A 19,357-nucleotide genomic window follows, 5' to 3' on the forward strand; every position below is an offset into this window, starting at 1 on the left:
GCAATGCCGCGCAGCGTGCGCCATGCACTGCACGCGATGACGGCCCGAACAGGATGCAGAGATTGAAGAAGTTCCACGTCTCGCAACAGGGCATCGTCTTCGTCCTGTTCGTGATCATGTTCGCCGGCTTCGCGCTGTTCCTGCGGGGCTTTGCGCAGCTGGACAACCTGCTCACGCTGCTGCAGAACGTGGCCATCCTCGGCATCCTCGGGCTCGGCATGTCGGTGGTGGTGATCGGGCGCGGCATCGACATCTCGATGATCGCGGCGCTGGCGGTGCCCTCGGGCCTGCTGCTGCAACTGGTGCAGAACGGCATGCCGATGGCGGCGGCCTGCGCGGTGGCCATCGGGCTGTCGCTGCTGTTCGGGCTGGTCAACGGCTGGCTCATCGCGTATGCGGAAGTGCCCTCGCTGTTTACCACGCTGGCCTCCGGGCTCTTCCTGGCGGGCTGCGGCCAGGCCTTCTTCTTCCAGCTCGAAGTGGTGCAGTGGCCGGCCGAACTCGACGGGATCGCCTGGATGGGCCGCGGCACCTTCGCCGGCGTGCCGATGCCGGTGGTGATGTTCGGCATTGCCGCCGCGGCGCTGGCGCTGTTCCTGAAACGGCTGCGCGCGGGCGCCTTCATCTACGCCATCGGCGACAACCCCTTCGGTGCGCGCGCGGCCGGACTGCCCACGCGGCCGATCATGGTGCTGCAGTACGTGATGGCGGCGCTGATCGGCGTGTTCGCCGGCATCGTGATGGCCGCGTCGGTCAACAGCATGCCCACGCGCATCTTCAACTCGACCATGATCTACGACGTGGTGCTGGTGGTGGTGCTGGGCGGCATCGGCCTCAGTGGCGGGCGCGGCGGCGTGCTCAACGTGATCATCGGCACGCTGCTCATCGGCACCATGCTCAATGGCATGACCATCCTGGACGTGTCGTATTCGGTGCAGAACATCGTCAAGGGCGTGGTGCTGCTCGTCGCGATCCTCGTGGACTCGGTCTTCAATCCGCGCAACGAGGAGACCGCCCAGCAGGGCGACATCTAGATTTCAAGTGCCACACGCCAGGCCTCCATTGGCGCCAAGTAGACGAACGAAGGAGACTCTCATGTATCTCGGCAAGAGCTTGGCTATCGCAGCCTTTCTGACACTGGGCCTGGCGGGCGCGCAGCAGGCGTTGGCGCAGGGCAAGGGCCTGGACGAGCCGTTCCGCGAGGGCTACAAGAAGGCGCTCGACGGCAAGACGGTCGGCTTCATTCCGGTGGCCATGGGCTTCGACCTCTCGCAGGGCTGGTTCAACGGGCTGAAGAAGGAACTGGAGCCTTCGGGCATGAAGGTGGTCGTGCGCGACCCGAACTGGAACACCAACGCCGGCGCGCAGGCCTTCACCGCGCTCATCGCGGAGAAGCCGGCCGTCATCGTCATCCACAACCCCGACGTCGCCACCTACGCCAAGCTGATCTCCAAGGCCGAGTCCGAGGGCATCTACGTGGTGCAGATCAACATGCGCTCGGCGCAGGCGTCGACCGCCTTCGTCGGGGCCGACTGGGTCGACATCGGCGAGCGCACCACCACGGCGGTGGTCAATGCCTGCAAGGGCAAGTCGAACAAGATCGCGATCGTGCAGGGCGCGCCGACCGCCGCTGCGAGCGCGTACACGCTCAAGGGCGTGGAGAACGTGCTGGCGAAGAACGCCGACGTCAAGGTGGTGTCCAACCAGGCCGCCGACTGGGACGCGGCCAAGGCCAAGGCGCTCACGCAAACGGTGCTCAAGCAGAACCCGGACCTCTGCGGCATCGTCGGCTTCTGGGACGGCATGGACATCGGCACGGCCGCGGCCATCAAGGAGGCGGGCCTGACCGGCAAGGTGTTCCTGGCCACCTCGGGCGGCGGCGAGCAGAAGGGCGCCTGCGACCAGGTGAAGGCCGGCGCCATCGACTACGACCTGAGCTATGACGTGCCCACGCAGGCCAGCAACATGGCCGCGATGATCAAGTGGCTGGTGCAAGGCGGCATGAAGCCGGGCGTGGCCAAGCAGAACATCTACACCACGCTGATCCCGATCACCAAGGACAACGCCAGCGCCGACGGCACCTGCTGGAAGCTGACCGCCAGCAAGTGAACCCCGGGTGACCGAAACCCTCACGCGGCTGCGCTACCGCTACTGGCCCGACCACTGGGTCGGCGAGATCCTGTCCAAGCGGTGGACGGAGACCGCCATCCCGGTGCTGTTGCTGGGCGTCGTCGTCTTCGTCTCGGGGCGGCTGATCGGCAACTTCTACACGGCCGGCGCGCTGGCCGACACCTTGCGGCAGGCCGGCGAGATCGGCCTCATCGTGCTGGGCATGGGGCTGGTGATGATCGTCGGCGGCATCGACCTCTCGGTGGGGTCGATGTTCGCGCTGACGAATTTCTTCGCGCTGCTGTTCATCCACGTGCTGAAGTGGCCGGTGTTGCTGGCGGTGCCGGCGACGCTGCTGTGCGGCGCGGCGCTCGGCGCGGTCAACGGCTACCTGATCGGCTACCTGCGGCTGCGCGCCTTTCTCACGACGCTGATCACGCTGATCATCTTCCGCTCGGTGTACGAGATCCTCAGCGGGCAGTATTCGACCGCGATCGCGGGCAACCTGCCGGATTCCGAGGTGTGGGACTTCATCGGCAGCGGCGCCTTCCTGGGGTTGCCGACCGTCGCCTGGTTCTATGCCTTCGTGGCGGTCGCGGGACACATCATGCTGACGCGGCTGCGCGTGGGCTGGCACATCATGGCGATCGGCGGCTCGCGCCGCTCGGCCTACAACGGCGGCATCGCGGTGCGTCGCACGGTCTTTCTTTGCTACGTGGGCTGCGGCGTGCTCTCCGGCGCGGCGGGCTGCTTCTTCGCCTCGCGACTTGCGACGGCCGGGGCGGACATCGGCATCGGCATGGAAGTGCTGGTGCTCACCGCGGCGGTGATCGGCGGCATCAGCCTGGGGGGAGGGCGCGGCTCGGTCACCAAGGCGATGGTCGGCACGCTGCTGGTGCTGCTCATCACCAACGGGCTCACGTCGATGTCGGCCTCGGGCGGCGTGATCCGCATGGTGCTGGCGGGCATCCTGATCCTGGCGGCGGTGATCGACGTGCGCTGGCTCAAGAACAGGCAACGCATCATCAGCAAGGTCTATGTGAGCCCGACCTATCACCGGCTGGGCGTTTCGCCGGACTGCAGCATGGGCGGTGGCGGCGCCTTCGCGCTCAACAACAAGCTGCGCGACGTGACGCTGATCGGCCTGGGCCGCATCGAGTCCCCGGAGGACGTGATCCTCGACCGCGACGACAACCTCTACGCCGGATCGCGGCACGGCGACATCATCCGCTTCTTCGCGCCGGACTACGAGCGCATGGAAGTCTTCGCGCACATCGGCGGGCAGCCGCTGGGCATGGCTTTCGACCGCGAGCACAACCTGTACGTCTGCATCGGCGGCATGGGGCTGTACCGCATCAAGCCCGACAAGACGGTCGAGCGTGTGACCGATGAAACCAACCGGAGCTGGCGCTCCATCAACGACGACAGCCGCCTGCGCCTGGCCGACGACCTCGACATCGCCGACGACGGCCGCATCTTCTTCAGCGAGGCGACGGTGCGCTACGAGATGGACGAGTGGCCGGTCGACGGGCTGGAGGCGCGCGGCAATGGCCGTATCGTCTGCTGGGACCCACGCGACAACTCGACGCGCACCGTGCTGCGCGACCTCAAGTTCCCGAACGGCATCTGCATCGCCAGCGACGGCCAGTCGATCCTGTTCGCCGAGACCTGGGGCTGCTGTATCAAGCGCTACTGGTTCGACGGGCCGAAGAAGGGCTGCGTCGAGAGCGTGATCGACAACCTGCCGGGCTACCCGGACAACATCAACCTCGCATCGGATGGCAACTACTGGCTGGCGATGGTCGGCATGCGCTCGCCCTCGTACGACTTGGCGATGCGCATGCCGGGCTTCCGCAAGCGCATGGCCCAGCGCCTGCCACTGGACGAGTGGCTGTTCCCGAACATCAACACCGGCTGCGTGCTCAAGTTCAACGAAGCGGGCGAGGTGCTGGAGACGCTGTGGGACCTGGGCGGAGAGAACCATCCGATGATCACCTCGATGCGCGAGCACAAGGGCCACCTCTACCTGGGCGGCATTTCCAACAACCGCATCGGCGTGTACAAGCTGCCCGGCGCGGACGCCACCTTCTCGCAGTACGAACGCCGCTGGAGGGCCGCCTGATGCGGGGCGCGCTGGGCGGCTTTGTCGATCGCGTGCTGGGGCGCGGCAGTGCGGCGATCACGGTGCCGGTGATGGACGGTGCGCTCAAGCCCAACCGCGTGCTCGACAACGCGCAGGTGGTGGCGGAACTGGAGGGCATCGACGATCTGGCAACCGACGGCTTCAGGCTGTATGCGACGGCCGGCCCGGTGCTCTACGGCCTGGAGGGCGGCAGCCTGGTCGAGATGCTTCGGATGGAGGCGGAGATCACCGCGCTGGCCGTGCACGAGAACGGCGCGGTGGCGCTGGCGGTGGGCGGCAAGGGTATGCGCGTGATGTCGCGGGGACGCACGGGATGGGGCGAGCGGGCCAGGCTGGAGCAGGTCTCGGGCGTGCCGTTGCGGGGTGTCAATGCGCTTTGTTTCGACGAGTCCGGCGAGAACATCCTGCTGAGCGACGGCTCGGCCGAGCATGCGCCGGCCGACTGGTGCCGCGACCTCATGGAGAAGGGCCACAGCGGGCGGGTCGTGCGCTGGGGCAGCGGCGGCCAGGCCGAGTTGCTGGTCAGCGGCCTGGAGCATGCCTTCGGCGTGTTGCCACTCGATGGCGAGGTCATCTTCAGCGAGAGTTGGCGGCATCGTGTCATGCGCGCGGGGGGCGCTGCAGGCGCGAGGCCGGCGCCCATGCTGTCGGACCTGCCGGGCTATCCCTCGCGCATGGCGCACGCGGCGGCGGGTGGCTTCTGGCTGACCTGCTTCGTCTGCCGAACGCAACTCGTGGAGTTCATCCTGCGCGAGGACGCCTATCGCAAGCGCATGCTGCAGGAGATCGAGCCGAGCCTGTGGGTCGCGCCCGCGCTGCGCTCGGGGGCGAGTTTCCTGGAGCCGCTGCAGGGTGCCGGCGTCAAGCAGATGGGTGTGCTCAAGCCCTGGGCGCCGCCGCGTTCCTATGGCCTGGTGCTGCACGTCGACGCCGCTGGCCGCACGACGCGCTCGCTGCACAGCCAGGTCGATGGCCGGCACCACGGCATCACGGCCGTGGCCGAGTACCACGGTGCGCTGTATGCCGCCTCGAAGGGCGCCGGACGCTTGTTGCGCGTCCCGTTCGACGCCATGGAGGAAGCGGCATGACGGACATGGCAACCGATGCGATCGCAGGCGCTGCATCGACAGGCGCCGCCTTCGACAACGTGCTCGAACTGCGCGCCGCCACAAAGAAGTACGCCGGCGTGCCGGCCATCGAGGACGTCGACTTCACGTTGCGCCGGGGCGAGATCCATGCGTTGGTCGGCGAGAACGGGGCGGGCAAGTCGACGCTGACCAAGGTGATGGCCGGCGTGGTGTCGCTCTCCGGCGGGCAGATGCTGGTCGAAGGGCAGCCGGTCGACCTGCGCACGCCGCTGGAGGCGCGCCACAAGGGCATCGCGATGGTGTTCCAGGAAACCAGCCTGGTGCCGACCATGACCGTCGCGCAGAACCTCTACCTCGGGCAGGAAGCTTTCTTCAACCGGCTGCGCGGCGTCTACATCGCGGCGCAGCAGTTCATGCAGTCGCTCAATTTCGACGTGGACCCGACGGCCACCGTCGGCATGCTGGGCGCCGCCAAGAAGCAGATGGTGGAGATCGCGCGTGCGGTGCTGCACAAGGCCCGCATCATCATCTTCGACGAGCCGACGGCCAGCCTCACGCCGGAGGAGAAGAAGTACTTCTTCGACCTCATCTTCAACCTGAAGGCGCGGGGCGTGTCGATCATCTTCATCTCGCACGCGCTGGAAGAGGCGCTGCTGCTGGCCGACCGCATCACGGTGCTGCGCGACGGCCGGCATGTGGTGACCGACGACAAGGCCAACTTCGACCGCGCCCGCATCGTCAAGGCCATGGTGGGGCGCGACCTGTCGCAGACCCTGTATGGCCAGAAGAAGACCACCGTGCGGCCGCAGGGCGAATGCCTGCTGGCGGTGCGCAACCTGCGCATGGCGTCGATGGTCAAGAACAATTCGCTGTCGGTGTTCGCGGGGCAGGTGACCGGCGTGTTCGGGCTGGTGGGCGCGGGGCGAACCGAGACTTTCAAGGTGGTGGCCGGCCTCATCAAGCGCGACTTCTTCCACGGCGGCGAGGTGCTCCTGCGCGGCAAGCCGGTGCGCTACAAGGTGGCGCGCTCCGCGGTGCGCGACGGCATCGCCTACATCACCGAGGACCGCAAGATCGAGGGCTTCTTCGAAACCATGTCGATCCAGCAGAACATCTACATGGGCCTGCTGGGCCGCGTGGGCAGCGCCTTCGGGCTGGTCTCGGGCGCGAAGGCGAGGGCGGTGGGCGAGCACTGGACCAGGCTGCTCAACGTGCGCGCGATCAGCAAGGACGTGAAGGTGATCGAGCTTTCCGGCGGCAACCAGCAGAAGGTGGTGATCGCCAGGTCGCTGGTGCAGGACCCGGACGTGATCATCTTCGACGAGCCCACGCGCGGCGTGGACGTGGGCGCCATCGCCGAGATCCATGCCGAGATCAACCGCCTGGCCGACGCCGGCAAGGCCGTGGTCGTGATCTCGTCCTACCTGCCGGAGGTGATGTCGCTGTCCGACCGGATCCTGGTGGCGAAGCAGGGAAAGGTGGTGGTCGAGTTCTCCGCGCTGGAGGCGACGCAGGAGAAGATCATGTACGCCGCTATTCATTGACTCACCCCCGAAGCTGCGCTCCCCCCTGCGGGGGAGGCGGCCCACGCAGCGACATGGATACTGGCATGAGATTCGCCTGACAAAACCAGTCTCATGAAATTCCTCGACGAGCATGCGGTCCGCCGGTTCCTGCACATGGGCGCCTTGATTCCCGCCATGGAAGAGGCGCTGCACGCACTGTCCTCCGGCGGGGCCGTCCAGCCCTTGCGCAACGTGCTGTCCGTGCCGGGACAAGGCGGCTTCTTCTTCACGATGCCGGCGAGCGTCTCGGGTCAGCTCGGCGCCAAGCTCGTGACCTTCTATCCCGAGAACAAGGGCGTGCACACGCACCACGCGCTGATCATGCTGTTTCGCATGGAGACTGGCGAGCCGCTGGCCGTGATGGACGGACGGCTCATCACGGAGATGCGCACTGCCGCCGTGTCGGCCGTGGCCACGCGGCTGCTGGCCCGCAAGGACGCGCGCTCGCTGGCGATCCTGGGCTCCGGCGTTCAGGCGCGCAGCCACCTGGAGGCGCTGCGGCTGGTTCGTCCGTTCGAGCAAGTGACCGTGTGGAGCCCGAACCACGGCGAGGCCTTTGCGCGCGAACACGGCGTGCGCGCGGCCGCCTCGGCGGAGGATGCGGTGCTGGGCGCCGACGTCATCGTGGTCGCCACTACGTCACGCACGCCGGTGCTCCAGGGCAGCTGGCTGTCGCCGGGCGTCCACATCAACACGGTGGGCGCGCCCCGGCCCGACTGGCGCGAGCTGGACGACGAAGCACTGGGCCGTTGCCGCCTGTACGTGGAGGCGCGCGAGGCCGCGTCGCGCGAGTCGGGCGATGTCATCGCGGCCGGTCACATCTTCGCGGAGCTGGGCGAGGTCATCGATGGAAGCCGTCCGGGGCGGCAGCATGCCGACGACATCACCCTTTTCAAGTCGGTGGGGGTGGCGGTGGAAGACATCGCGGCCGCCGGGCTGGTGTATCGGGCGTCGATGGACGCTGCACAACCGCAATAGGGACGTCCTCGCTCTCGGATCGCCGTAGCGGGCCGCCGGGAAGGCCCGCTGCCGGCGCGCATCACCGCGCCTGCAAGGCGAGCGGGTTCGGGGAGGGCTCGCCGACCTTGGCGAGCGTGTTGCGGTCGGTGTGATGAAAGGGCTCGGCGAGGCCCTGGATCTGCATCACGGTGTCCTGGTCGTACGACCAGGTGCCCTCCGGCTGGAACGCGACCTTGATGCGCCACTCCAGCGTGGTGAACGCATGCTCGATGAAGGGGTTGGACACGATGCCGTTCACCAGGCTGCCATGCGTGGCCACGAGTTCGAAGCTCTCCGCGTCGGCACTGACCTTGCCGCTGGCCATGGCGATCTGGCCGCGCGGAATGGCCAACGTGAGCATGACCGTTTCCGTGGCCGGCTCCCACAGCCAGTAGCCGACCTGGTCGTGGTACATCTTGGTGAAGCCGGTCTTGTGGATGAAGGTGTGATAGCGCAAGCCATAGAGCACCTGCGGGCCGTTGGTCTGCGGGTCGATCGGTTGCAACTCGTAGTGTTCGACGTAGGTCTGCGTCTTCGGGCCCTGCGCCTTGGGCTTCACATCCACGCCCTTCTCGCCGCGCCACAGGCCGGCCATGCGGGCCAAGGGGCCGAGGTTGGCGAGGGTCTGGCCGTCCAGGTCGGAGGGCTCGGTGTAGATGTCGGCTGGGAACGTGGGCATGGGCATCGGGCTTGGGAGTGGATAGGACGAATTTTTGCCGACCCACTGCAAAAAAGGCCTTGCGGGGCGGGCAGCGAGCGCCGGAAATTCGGTGGCTATGATGACTCAAGACTGATCAAAACCCGGCCTGAATGCGGGTTGCGGCCCATGACCACCCCGTCCACCGAATCCACCCCAGCGCCAGAGAGGCGCCTCAGGCCGGCCCGCCCGGGCTGGCTACCCGTCGTCGACGCCGCGCGTTGCACGGGCTGCGGCTGGTGCGTGGCCGCGTGCGACCTGCACCTGTTGAGCCTGGAAGTCGTGCAATGGCGAAAGACTTCGGTGCTGCACGACGCCGAGCGGTGCACGGGCTGCAGCGATTGCGCGGTGGTGTGTCCGTTTCGCGTGATTGCGATGAAGAAGGCGTGAGCGCCGGACCGCAGCGTCCCGCAGGCCTCACTTCGTCCTGTTCTTCTGCCGTCGAATCTGCTTGCGGGCGAATGCGTTCCCCAGCGTGACGGCGACGAGCAGGACGAGTTGCCGCGTCAGCATGCGCGTGCCGAGGGCCACGCGGGTGTCCACCTCGCGCTGGGTCGCTGCGACACGCGCAAGCGCGGCGTAGTCGGGCACGTCCGCGGCAACGGCCAAAACTGCTCCCTGTCCCGTTGCGTGCGCAAGCTCGGTCCGCGATGAGCCGGCAGCCTGGACATCGGCCGCGACCTTGGTCGCGTCCACGGCTTTCTCTCCGGCGAGCGAGCCATGGGCATCGGCATAGACCTTGGTGAACTCCGCACCGAGCAGGAAGATCTGCGCAGCGTAGTAGACCCAGGCGACCAACACCACCAGCGATCCGGCGGCCGCGAAAGACTCGGTGACGCCGCTCTTGCCCAGGTACAAGCCGATCCGATCCCCAGCTTGCCGAGCTCGAACAGCAGCGCCGTCACGCCCGCGCCGATCCACACGTCGCGCCAGGCAATCTTCGCGGTCGGCATCAGCTTGAAGATCATGGCGAAGAGCAGGGTGACGATGCCAAACGAGATGAGCAGGTTGAGCGTCTGCATCAATGCCTCCCAACCCGGCATCAGTCCGCCGAACCAGGTGTCGAAGGCAGCCAGTCCGGCGCTCACCATCAACGAGACGATGAGCAGGAAGGCCACGCCCAGAATGAGCCCGAACGACAGCACCCGCGCGCGCAGCACGGCCCACACGCCAGTCGGCTTCTCCTTTTCCGGGACATGCCAGATCCTGTCGAGCGCGCTCTGCAGCTCGGCGAAGACCGTCGTCGCACCGACCAGCAGCACCACGAAACTGATGATGCCGGCTACCAGGCCCTTGTCGGTGTCGGACGCGGCGCGCAGCATGGCTTCCACGGCGGTCGCGCCATCCTGGCCGACCAGCCCGCCGATCTGCGCGACGATCTGGTCCTGGGCCGCATCCCGGCCGAAGATCGCCCCCGCGACAGCGATGACGATCACCAGCAGCGGCGCGAGCGAGAAGATGGTGTAGTAGGAGATCGCGGCGCCCATGCTCGGCGCGAAGTCGTCGATCCAGGCCATCACCGCCTTGCGGCAGAGATCGAAAAGGTGCTTGGGGCTCACGGTGTCCTTCCTTTCCCGGCCGCGGCGGGCTTGCTGGCGCCGCCCGCTTGCTTGGCGGCGCCTCCCACCGTGCGCTGTACGTTCGCGCAGTTCGTTTCCTCGCCGGGTCCGGTCTCGATCAGGGGCAGCAGCGCCGCGATCGGGTTGATGGTCGCCAGCGCCACCACGCCGCCTGCGCGAAGGAGGAGGGGGCCCTTCACGATCTCGTAGTCCGGCTTCTTGAAGCTGCCATGGACGCGCACCGGGGTTCGCAGGGAGAGCAGGCCGACCTGCTTCGGCTTCGGTGCGACAGTCATGTCGAAGCGTTCGTGCTCCAGGTCGAACCAGCCGCTGCCCAGCACCTGCGTCTGCTCGGTGTCGATCACGAACAGCGTCGACTTGCCGCGCCCGCCCGCAACGTCGAAGGCCACGCCGCCGCAACGGATGACGATGTCCTTGTCCCCTTCGGCCAGCAGCGCGAGCACCTTGCCGCCGTTCAATCCGCTGGCCGCGTCGAGCAGGTTGGAGATACGGCCATTGACCACCGTCGCGGCGATGCGCCCGTCGGCCTTTGCAGCCGCGTCGGCAATCGAATTGCCGGTGCCCTTGAGGTGGAGGGTCGCGCCGACGCGGCCCGCACCCTTCGCGATGGTTTCGTTGTCGGGGACGAGCTGGTCGACACGCACGCGTTGCAGATCGACCTGGACATCCGACTTGAGCGTGGGTTCCCTCGCATCGAGCGACACCCGCGACGCGATGGTCCCGCCCGCGAAGCCGAAATCGAGCGGCTCGACTTTCAGGATCGCGTCGTGCAGGTGCAGCGAGGCCTTCAGGCTTTGCAGCGGCAGCGCGTCCGGCACGACGAGCTTGGTGGCGACGAAATCGACGTCGGCATCAATCTTCTGCAATCGGCTCCCTTCGAAGGTGCCCGCCGGCAGCACGTGGTCGGGATCGATCGCCTTTTCCTTGGCCTTGGCAACGGGGCGGTTGCTGGTTTCGCTTTGGGACATCGCTGGCTTGCCGCCGCTCTGCCGGGTCTGCACGCCGACGAGGGGGCCCAGGTCGGCGATGTCGAGCAGCTTGCTGTGCAGGTCGGCGGTCAGCAGCGGGCGCGGCTTCTGGTCGACATAGGCGCCCTTGCCGGTGACATCGCTGGAGCCGATCCTGCCCGCCAGGTCGTCCATCGTGTAGCGGTTGCCCTTCAGGACCAGGTGGCCCTGCAGCTGGTAAGGCGGGGAGGCGGGCAGCGGCAGCAGCAGGAACGGATAGAGGTTGGCCAGCGTCTGGCCCTCGATGCGCAGTTGCGCGTCGATGGCGGAGATGTTCGCCGCGTCGGCGATCGTCCCTTCCACGGCAAGTTTGGTGGTCCCTGCATCGAGTTGGCCCTTGAGCGGGAAGGGCACGCCGGACTCCTGGAAGCTCAGCACATCACCGGTCAGCGCGCGGCCGGAAAACCCTGCGTCGTGGTAAGTACCCTTGAAGTCGTACTGCGTCGTATAGCGATTGTTGGACGGCTTGGCATCGGCGTCCTTCACCTTTTCCTGGCTCGCGGGATCGAAGGTGCTGCCGAGGACGTCGAGCACGAAGGGCTCGCCATGGTCGATGTAGCGCAAGTGGCCGTGGTCCACCGAGAGCGTGCTGATTCGCAACTTGCTCGGCGACGTGTCCGAGGGGTCCGAGAGGATCCAGTTCTTGCGGTTGTCCGGCAGCCGTTCGAAGACCAGTTCAGGACGTGTGAGCGCCACGCGCGGAACGAGGATTTTTTCTGGCAGGTCGCGCAGTGCAACCGAGAACTCAAGCGCTTCGATCTTCGCCATGGCAGGCTCGTCCTTCGACCATTTGGCGTTGCCGAAATAGACGTCGCGCATGCGAATCGTCGGCGTCAGCCCGAGCTTGACGTGCAGGTCGGAGATCCGGAATTCGCGCTCGGTCTTCGTGGAGATATAGCGCTCGAGCGGTGGACGCACCCAGTTCCAGTCGAACAGGATGACGAACGCGACCAACAGCAGTGCCAGCACCCCGAAGGTGGTCAACACCGGATGGCGGCGCAGCGGTGCAATGGTGGGCTGCTTCATGGTGTCACGGCCCGTGGCTTTCCCAATCGCTCGTGAAGGGGTATCGCGCCGCCCAGGATTGCGACAGTCGCGGCTCGGCGTCGACGCGGCGCACGATGTCGGCCATCCGCGGCGCCTCGCGGTAGAACCTCAGCCGGCGCGGCTGCCAGCGCGAGACCACCGTGACGTACAAGTCGAGAACGCTGATGTCGTCGCCCAGCAGGTAGCGTGACCCCCCTCGCATCTGGGCGTCCATCACGCGCCAGCAGGCAGCGATCCGTTCTGCGCTGCGCTCCTCGATCACGGTCGCGGCGGCACTGTCGAGGGCGAGTCGCGACGGTTTGTCACGCACCCAGTAGAGCGCATAGATCGACGCCGATACGAAGCTCATCCACCGCAGGTACTGCGCGCGCCTCGGGTCGTCGACGGTGGGTACCAGGCGGGCTGAGGGATAACGGTCGCCCAGCCAGATCAGGATCGCTGCGCTTTCGGTCATCACCTCGCCCGAAGGGAGAACGAGCACCGGAACTTGTCGCATCGGGTTGATTTCGCTGAGCTTGTCCCGTTCGCTGTCGCCGCACCATGGCGCGACGTCGATCACCTCCACTGGCGCGCCGATCAGCGTCAGGGCTGCATGGATCGGCGTCGCGCCGGAACCCGGTGCGCCGTAGAGGACGAAAGAAGATGAGTTCATGCCCCGCTGACCCGGCAGCGCTCAGGCCAACCGTCTCAGATAGGTATCGACGCTGTCCGTCAGCGCGGTGTCCTCCGGCACGATGCCCTGCGGCGTCAGGTGGTCGACGACATCGGGCAGCAGTTCGGAGATCCCTGCTCGCGCCTCGTCACTGCTGATGCCAGCCTGGTCGGCCACATGTTGCAGTTCGTTGGCATCGAATATTTCATCGATCGCGCCGGGCGGCAACGGCTCGTTGTCGCTGTCGCCTACCCAGGAAGCGGCTTGTCGCCCATAGCCTTTCTGAGTGAGCCGGCCCAGCAGATCGCCCAAGCCTCCGAGCCCGCCTGCGCTCGCTGTCGCCCCGTTGTAGGCGCCACCGTCCTGGGCGCCCTGCCGGCTCAGCATGCTCAGAAGTATGGGAAGCAACGCCATCAGCAATGGACCTCGCACGCCGCCGCCGGGCCGCGCGGCCCCGCGTGTGCCGAGTGCACTGTGGACGAATCCGCCGACTATCTCGGAAAGCATGCCCATGAGTCACCTCCAGCAGGTTGAAAAGAGAAGTTTGCGCGCCGCGCCGGGACACGATGAAGGCGCACTTCGGCAAATCGAGGCAGCCGGGACCTACGCCACCTCACACCATTCCTCGTCGACGGCGCTGCGCAGCAGCACAAGCGTGTCTCGAATCGCATCGCGATGCCGTCGGGGTCGACAGTCCTATCGCAGCCGCCCGGATCGGGACTTGCCCGCGGCAAGCCGAATCCGTGGGGCGGCCGCCGTGTTCAGCCCATGGGTCCTCTCGTACTGCAGGAGGACCGCCTCGTTGCGAGCGCTGCTTTGCGTGGCAACCAGGTCGCGTGGCACTTCCACCTCGAGATCGCGCATCCGCGCCTCGGCCACGGTGGTCATGACGCACTGATCGCTGGAGACGCCGGCGACGTAGATCTTGCGCACGCGGAGGTGATGGAGGAGCAGCGTCAGGGGCGTGGCGTGGAACGCGGAGTGCTTGGGCTTCAGCACGAAGTAGTCCTCCGGGCCTGGCAGCAGGAGAGTGGTCACCGTCGCCGCGTCGCCCCCGCACGCGATCGAGCTCTCGACCAGCGCCTTCCAGTCCGATCGCCAGCGGCCGAGGTTGTCGTTCGCGTAGATCGTCGGCACACCGGCGCGGCCACACCTCTTCTTGAACGCCGCGATCGCCGGCGCAATCGCCAGGGCGCCGGGGCGCAGCTTCCCGGCATCCGGGAAGTCCCAGCAGCTGATCATGTCGATGATGAGAAGCGCTTCACCGCCCGCGGCGACTTCCGAAGCCAACGCATTGCCGCGAGCTGTCGCCATGATGGTCAACCAAAGAGATCGGCGAACCCGGTCATCCGGCCGGCTCCGTCTTGAACAGGCCGCGGATGTTGAGCGCGGCCAGGCACAGCTGCAGCGCGATCAGTGCCCACGCGCCGGTATGGAGACCCCAGCCAACCCACAGGACGTTGCTGAGCAGGAAGATCCAGAACCCGAGGTTGCGACGGCCCCTGGCGTTCGATCCGACCAGGTACGCCGCAGCCACCGAGGTCGCGAAGGCAGGCCACTGGATCAGGTCGAGAACCTCCGCCATGGCCGATCAGGTTGTGGGCAACACGGAAGGGATGAACTCCGCTTCGTTGTGAGCGGGAACCGCAACTGCGAGCATGCTGGAACTCCATCTTGCCGACGTGGCCCACGGACGGTAATGCCCAGGCGGCGCGCGTTTCGTCGGCAAAGAGTGGGATGGGTTGTAGGCGCGGGAGGCGCTACGCTCCGGAAGCGCCGGACTTGAAGCTGGCTGAACCGGTCACTCCGGCAGCGGCAACGCACTCGTGCACTTGAACTCGTCCAGGCACACACTCGACCGCACGGCATCCACGCCCGGCAGGCGCATCAGCTTGTCGATGAGGAACTGGGACAGCGACTTCAGGTCGCGGGCGATCACCTTGATCATGAAGTCGTAGTCGCCGGTGGTGGAGTAGCACTCCAGCACTTCGGGCAGGTCCACCACGACGTCGGTGAACTTGGACATCTCGCGGATGTGGCCCTTTTCCATCGCCACGTGGATGAAGGCGACGACGTGCAGGTCCAGCTTGGCGGCGGTCAGGCGGGTTTCGTAGCGCGCGATGAAGCCAGCTTCCTCCAGTCGCTTGTGCCGGCGGTGGCACTGCGCCGGAGACAGCCCCGCGGCCTCGGCCAATTCGAGGTTCGACGCGCGTCCGTGGTCCTGCAAAAAGGCCAGGATCTTGCGGTCGATCCGGTCGAATTCAAGGTCATGCAATATCGTCTCCTAATGTAAACCAAACGCGCAATCATATTGCGCCGCTGAGGGTTCGCCCTAGCTTGGGATGAAAGCAGATTGTTTGTGCATAAGTTCACACTTCTCCTCCTCGAAAGCAGTTCAGCGACGGGAATCACAAGCTTCCTCACTCGGACGGTTTTTCGAATTCGGGCCATCCGCTCCTCTTCATATTTGGACCTCACCGTGAAATATTCTTTCCTGCGCACCCCCCTGTCGCTGCTCGCCGTTGCCCTCGCCGGCGTTGCCGCTGCGCCGTCCTTTGCCACCGAGAAGTCTGTCGCCGTCACCTCGATCGTCGAGCACAAGGCGCTCGACGCCGTGCGCGATGGCGTCCGAGACGAGTTGAAGGCCGCCGGCTTCGAGCCCGGCAAGAACCTGAAGTACGAGTTCCAGAGCGCGCAAGGCAACACCGGCACGGCCGCGCAGATCGCCCGCAAGTACGTCGGCGAGCGTCCGGACGTGATCGTGGCCATCGCCACGCCATCGGCGCAGGCCGTGGTGGCCGCGAGCAAGGACATCCCGGTCGTCTACAGCGCCGTGACCGACCCGGTCGCGGCCAAGCTGGTCAAGAGCTGGGATGCATCGGGCACCAACGTGACCGGCGTGTCGGACCTGTCGCCGCTGGAAAAGCACCTGGACCTGATCAAGCGCGTGGTGCCGAATGCCAAGCGCGTGGGCGTGATCTACAGCCCGGGTGAAGCCAACTCGGTGGCCATCGTCGAGGCGCTGAAGAAGGCCATGCCGGCCTCGGGCATGACGCTGGTGGAAGCCTCCGCTGCACGCACGGTCGACGTGGCGAGCGCGGCACAGAGCCTGGTCGGCAAGGTCGACGTGATCTATGCGCCGACCGACAACAACGTGATGTCCGCCTTCGAAGGCATCGTCAAGGTCGCGCAGCAAGCCAAGATCCCGGTGGTGGCGGCCGACACCGACGCCGTCAAGCGCGGCGCCGTCGCGGCACTGGGCCTGAACTACTACGACATCGGCCACCAGACCGGCAAGATCGTCGTCAGCATCCTCCAGGGCAAGGCGCCGGGCACGATCGCCTCGCAGACCAGCAACACCTTCGAACTGCACGTGAACCCGGCGGCCGCGGAGAAGCAGGGCGTGAAGCTGTCCGAAGCACTCATCCAGTCGGCCCAGGTCGTCGTCAAGTAAGCAGGGCCGCAGAACATGTCGCTCATCGCCTCGCTTGGCGCCATCGAGATCGGCCTGATATTCGGGTTGGTCGCGCTGGGTGTCTTCCTCTCCTTCCGCATCATCAACTTCCCGGACCTGACGGTCGACGGCAGCTTCCCGCTCGGCGGCGCCGTGGCGGCGACGCTGATCGTCGCTGGCTGGAATCCGTTTGCCGCCACGGCCGCAGCCATCGTGGCCGGCGCCATGTCGGGCTACCTCACGGCCTGGCTCAACGTGCGGCTGCGCATCATGCAACTGCTCGCCAGCATCCTCGTGATGATCGGGCTCTATTCGGTGAACCTGCGCATCATGGGCAAGCCCAATGTCGCGCTGATCAACGATGCGACGGTGTTCAGCATGCTCGACTTCGGTGGCATGCCCGACTACTGGCTCAAGCCCATCGTGCTGCTGGTGATCGTGGTGGTGGCCAAGGTGCTGATCGACCTGTTCTTCGCTTCGGAGATCGGCCTGGCGATGCGCGCCACCGGCGGCAATCCGCGCATGGCGCGGGCGCAGGGCATCTCGACGGACCGCCAGACGGTCTGGGGCCTCGCGATCTCCAACGCGCTGGTCGCGCTGGCCGGTGCGCTGTTCGTGCAGTCGCAGGGCGGGGCGGACATCTCGATGGGCATCGGCACCATCGTCGTCGGCCTGGCCGCGGTGATCATCGGCGAGACCATCCTGCCGGCCCGCAGCCTCGTCATCACGACGCTGGCCTGCGTGCTGGGGGCGGTGCTGTATCGCTTCTTCATCGCGCTGGCGCTGAACAGCGATTTCATCGGGTTGAAGGCACAGGACCTGAACCTCGTCACGGCCGTGCTGGTGGCGCTCGCGCTGCTCGTTCCCAACTTCAGGCGCAAGCTGGCGGGCATGTTTGCCGGCGCGCGCAACACCCACGTCGCTGCGGTCAAGGAGGCCAAGTAATGTTGCGCGCAAAAGGACTCGAGATCACGTTCAACGCCGGTACGCCGATCGAGAACCGCGTGCTGCGCGGGTTGAACCTCACCATTCCGACGGGCCAGTTCGTCACCGTCATCGGTTCCAACGGCGCCGGCAAGTCGACCTTCCTGAACGCCGTCAGCGGCGACCTGATGGTCGACAGCGGCAGCATCCGGATCGACGATGCAGACGTCACGCGCCTGGCGGCATGGCAGCGCTCCGACCTGGTGGCGCGCGTGTTCCAGGACCCGATGGCCGGCACCTGCGAAGCGCTGACCATCGAGGAGAACATGGCGCTCGCGTTCAAGCGCGGCGCGCGGCGCAGCTTCGGCTTTGCCGTGAAGCGCAGCCTGCGCGAGTTCTTCCGCGAGAAGCTGAGCATGCTCAACCTCGGGCTGGAAAACCGGCTCGCCGACCGCATGGGCCTGCTCTCGGGCGGCCAGCGCCAGGCCGTGAGCCTGTTGATGGCGTCGCTGCAACCGTCGCGCATCCTGCTGCTCGACGAGCACACCGCGGCGCTCGACCCCAAGACGGCGGCGTTCGTGCTCGAACTCACCGCGAAGATCGTCGAAGGCAGCAAGCTGACGGCCATGATGGTCACGCACAGCATGCGCCAGGCGCTGGACTACGGCACACGCACCGTGATGCTGCATGAAGGCCGCGTGATCCTCGACGTCGAAGGCGAGGAACGCGCGGGCATGGACGTGCCCGACCTGCTGCACATGTTCGAGAGGACCCGCGGCGAGAAGCTGGACGACGACAAGCTCCTGCTCGCTTGATACCTCACACCCAATTCCGAAAGATCGAAATGAAAGAACTCCTGAACCGCTTCGAGAACAAGTCTCCCGAGATCGTCTTCGAATGGCATGACGCCGAGACGCCCGCCAAGGGCTGGGTGGTCATCAACTCCCTGCGCGGCGGCGCGGCCGGCGGCGGCACGCGCATGCGCCCCGGTCTCGACCGGCGCGAAGTGGTGTCGCTGGCCAAGACGATGGAAGTCAAGTTCAGCGTCTCCGGCCCGGCCATCGGCGGCGCCAAGTCGGGCATCGACTTCGACCCAGCCGACCCGCGCAAGGTAGGCGTGCTGCAACGCTGGTACAAGGCCGTGACGCCGCTGCTCAAGACCTACTACGGCACGGGCGGCGACCTCAACGTCGACGAAGTGCACGAGGTGATCCCGATCACCGAGAGCTACGGTTTGTGGCATCCGCAGGAAGGCGTGGTCAACGGCCACTACCAGCCGACCGAAAGCGAGCGCATCCAGAAGGTCGGCCAATTGCGCATGGGCGTGGCCAAGGTCGTCGAGGACCCGCGCTACACGCCGATCAGCGGCCGCAAGTACGTGGTGGCGGACCTGATCACCGGCTGGGGCGTGGCCGAATCGGTGCTGCATTACTACAGCCTCTACGGCGGCAAGATCCTCGGCAAGCGCGTGGTGGTGCAGGGCTGGGGCAACGTCGGCGCTGCTGCGGCGTACTACCTCGCGCAAGCCGGCGCCAAGGTGGTCGGCATCATCGACCGCCAGGGCGGCGTGCTCAATGCCGAGGGCTTCAGCTTCGCCCAGATCCGCACGATGTTCCTCAACAAGAAGGGCAACCAGTTGAGCACCGAGGACATGCTCTCCTTCGACGAGATCAACAAGCTGGTGTGGAGCGTGGGCGCGGAAATCTTCCTGCCTTGCGCTGGCTCGCGCCTGGTCACGCAGGAGCAGGTCGAGCAACTGATTGACGGCGGCCTCGAAGTGGTGGCCAGCGGCGCCAACGTGCCCTTCGCCGACAAGGAAATCTTCTACGGCCCCATCTACGAGCATGCCGACCACAAGGTCGCCGTGATCCCCGACTTCATCGCGAACTGCGGCATGGCACGCGCGTTCGCGTTCATGATGCAGGGCGATGCGGAGATCTCGGACGACGCCATCTTCCGCGACGTGTCGGCCACGATCGCCACGGCGCTGGAGGCTTGCCACGGCCGCTCGAAGGCGCACACCGGCATCGCGAAGACCGCGTTTGAGAATGCTCTGACGCAACTCGTTTGAGGTTGTCGCAAGTGCGGACTT

Annotated in this window: 19 protein-coding genes; 11 read left to right on the top strand and 8 right to left on the bottom strand. The window is 66.3% G+C overall.

The features are described from left to right. The first annotated feature begins 53 nt into the window (after window positions 1–53). From HB681_RS05880 to HB681_RS05905, 6 genes are all read left to right on the top strand, one after another. Complete coding sequence (locus HB681_RS05880) at window positions 54–1,034, top strand: ABC transporter permease (RefSeq protein ID WP_256734824.1); 981 nt, start codon at window positions 54–56, stop codon at window positions 1,032–1,034. A 61-nt stretch (window positions 1,035–1,095) separates the two neighbouring features. Continuing rightward, the gene (locus tag HB681_RS05885; protein ID WP_213953829.1) at window positions 1,096–2,109 is read left to right on the top strand and encodes a sugar ABC transporter substrate-binding protein; all 1,014 of its coding nucleotides are present in this window, start codon (window positions 1,096–1,098) and stop codon (window positions 2,107–2,109) included. A 7-nt stretch (window positions 2,110–2,116) separates the two neighbouring features. After that, complete coding sequence (locus HB681_RS05890; RefSeq protein ID WP_213953830.1) at window positions 2,117–4,231, top strand: SMP-30/gluconolactonase/LRE family protein; 2,115 nt, start codon at window positions 2,117–2,119, stop codon at window positions 4,229–4,231. Beyond that, window positions 4,231–5,340 (top strand): strictosidine synthase, encoded by a 1,110-nt coding sequence (locus HB681_RS05895; RefSeq protein WP_213953831.1) that lies wholly within the window; start codon window positions 4,231–4,233, stop codon window positions 5,338–5,340. Before HB681_RS05890 ends, HB681_RS05895 begins: the two co-directional genes overlap by 1 nt. After that, window positions 5,337–6,884 carry a sugar ABC transporter ATP-binding protein gene (locus HB681_RS05900; RefSeq protein ID WP_213953832.1) on the top strand — a complete coding sequence of 516 codons (1,548 nt, stop codon included), beginning with the start codon at window positions 5,337–5,339 and terminating at the stop codon, window positions 6,882–6,884. Before HB681_RS05895 ends, HB681_RS05900 begins: the two co-directional genes overlap by 4 nt. Before the next feature lie 93 nt (window positions 6,885–6,977). After that, window positions 6,978–7,883: an ornithine cyclodeaminase family protein gene (locus HB681_RS05905; protein ID WP_213953833.1), complete on the top strand. Its 906-nt coding sequence runs from the start codon at window positions 6,978–6,980 to the stop codon at window positions 7,881–7,883. Window positions 7,884–7,944: 61 nt separating this feature from the next. Here HB681_RS05905 and HB681_RS05910 read toward each other — a convergent pair whose 3' ends face one another. Beyond that, window positions 7,945–8,583 (bottom strand): heme-binding beta-barrel domain-containing protein, encoded by a 639-nt coding sequence (locus tag HB681_RS05910; protein WP_213953834.1) that lies wholly within the window; start codon window positions 8,581–8,583, stop codon window positions 7,945–7,947. Between the two features lie 147 nt (window positions 8,584–8,730). Here HB681_RS05910 and HB681_RS05915 point away from each other — a divergent pair, with 147 nt between their 5' ends. Beyond that, entirely contained in the window at window positions 8,731–8,991 is a 261-nt protein-coding gene (locus tag HB681_RS05915) for a 4Fe-4S binding protein (protein WP_213953835.1), read from the top strand. 116 nt (window positions 8,992–9,107) lie between these two features. On the opposite strand, the gene HB681_RS05920 is transcribed toward HB681_RS05915, so the two are convergent. From HB681_RS05920 to HB681_RS05950, 7 genes are all read right to left on the bottom strand, one after another. Then, complete coding sequence (locus tag HB681_RS05920; RefSeq protein WP_345944630.1) at window positions 9,108–10,160, bottom strand: YihY/virulence factor BrkB family protein; 1,053 nt, start codon at window positions 10,158–10,160, stop codon at window positions 9,108–9,110. Next, window positions 10,157–12,214, bottom strand: coding sequence for an AsmA family protein (locus tag HB681_RS05925; RefSeq protein WP_213953836.1), 2,058 nt, complete (start codon window positions 12,212–12,214; stop codon window positions 10,157–10,159). The genes HB681_RS05920 and HB681_RS05925 overlap by 4 nt, the downstream gene beginning before the upstream one ends. 4 nt (window positions 12,215–12,218) lie before the next feature. Then, on the bottom strand, window positions 12,219–12,887 hold the full coding sequence (locus tag HB681_RS05930; RefSeq protein WP_213953837.1) for a glutathione S-transferase family protein: 669 nt from the start codon (window positions 12,885–12,887) through the stop codon (window positions 12,219–12,221). 21 nt (window positions 12,888–12,908) lie between these two features. Beyond that, window positions 12,909–13,400, bottom strand: coding sequence for a YidB family protein (locus tag HB681_RS05935; RefSeq protein ID WP_213953838.1), 492 nt, complete (start codon window positions 13,398–13,400; stop codon window positions 12,909–12,911). A 183-nt stretch (window positions 13,401–13,583) separates the two neighbouring features. After that, the gene (locus HB681_RS05940) at window positions 13,584–14,201 is read right to left on the bottom strand and encodes an isochorismatase family protein (RefSeq protein WP_213953839.1); all 618 of its coding nucleotides are present in this window, start codon (window positions 14,199–14,201) and stop codon (window positions 13,584–13,586) included. A gap of 31 nt (window positions 14,202–14,232) precedes the next feature. Further along, window positions 14,233–14,472, bottom strand: coding sequence for a hypothetical protein (locus HB681_RS05945; RefSeq protein WP_213953840.1), 240 nt, complete (start codon window positions 14,470–14,472; stop codon window positions 14,233–14,235). Between the two features lie 216 nt (window positions 14,473–14,688). Then, window positions 14,689–15,162, bottom strand: a complete 474-nt coding sequence (locus tag HB681_RS05950) for an Lrp/AsnC family transcriptional regulator (protein WP_213953841.1) — start codon at window positions 15,160–15,162, stop codon at window positions 14,689–14,691. A 204-nt stretch (window positions 15,163–15,366) separates the two neighbouring features. On the opposite strand from HB681_RS05950, the gene HB681_RS05955 reads away from it, so the two are divergent. From HB681_RS05955 to HB681_RS05970, 4 genes are read left to right on the top strand one after another with little or no spacing between them, the layout of a single operon-like run. After that, the gene (locus tag HB681_RS05955; RefSeq protein ID WP_213953842.1) at window positions 15,367–16,341 is read left to right on the top strand and encodes an ABC transporter substrate-binding protein; all 975 of its coding nucleotides are present in this window, start codon (window positions 15,367–15,369) and stop codon (window positions 16,339–16,341) included. 15 nt (window positions 16,342–16,356) lie between these two features. Then, window positions 16,357–17,286, top strand: a complete 930-nt coding sequence (locus tag HB681_RS05960) for an ABC transporter permease (protein WP_213953843.1) — start codon at window positions 16,357–16,359, stop codon at window positions 17,284–17,286. Then, entirely contained in the window at window positions 17,286–18,080 is a 795-nt protein-coding gene (locus HB681_RS05965) for an ABC transporter ATP-binding protein (protein WP_213953844.1), read from the top strand. The genes HB681_RS05960 and HB681_RS05965 overlap by 1 nt, the downstream gene beginning before the upstream one ends. Window positions 18,081–18,109: 29 nt before the next feature. Next, window positions 18,110–19,336, top strand: a complete 1,227-nt coding sequence (locus tag HB681_RS05970) for a Glu/Leu/Phe/Val dehydrogenase dimerization domain-containing protein (protein WP_213953845.1) — start codon at window positions 18,110–18,112, stop codon at window positions 19,334–19,336. The last annotated feature ends 21 nt before the right edge of the window (window positions 19,337–19,357 follow it).

This window comes from Variovorax sp. dw_954 (genome assembly GCF_018449755.1).
Taxonomy (GTDB): Bacteria; Pseudomonadota; Gammaproteobacteria; order Burkholderiales; family Burkholderiaceae_C; genus Variovorax.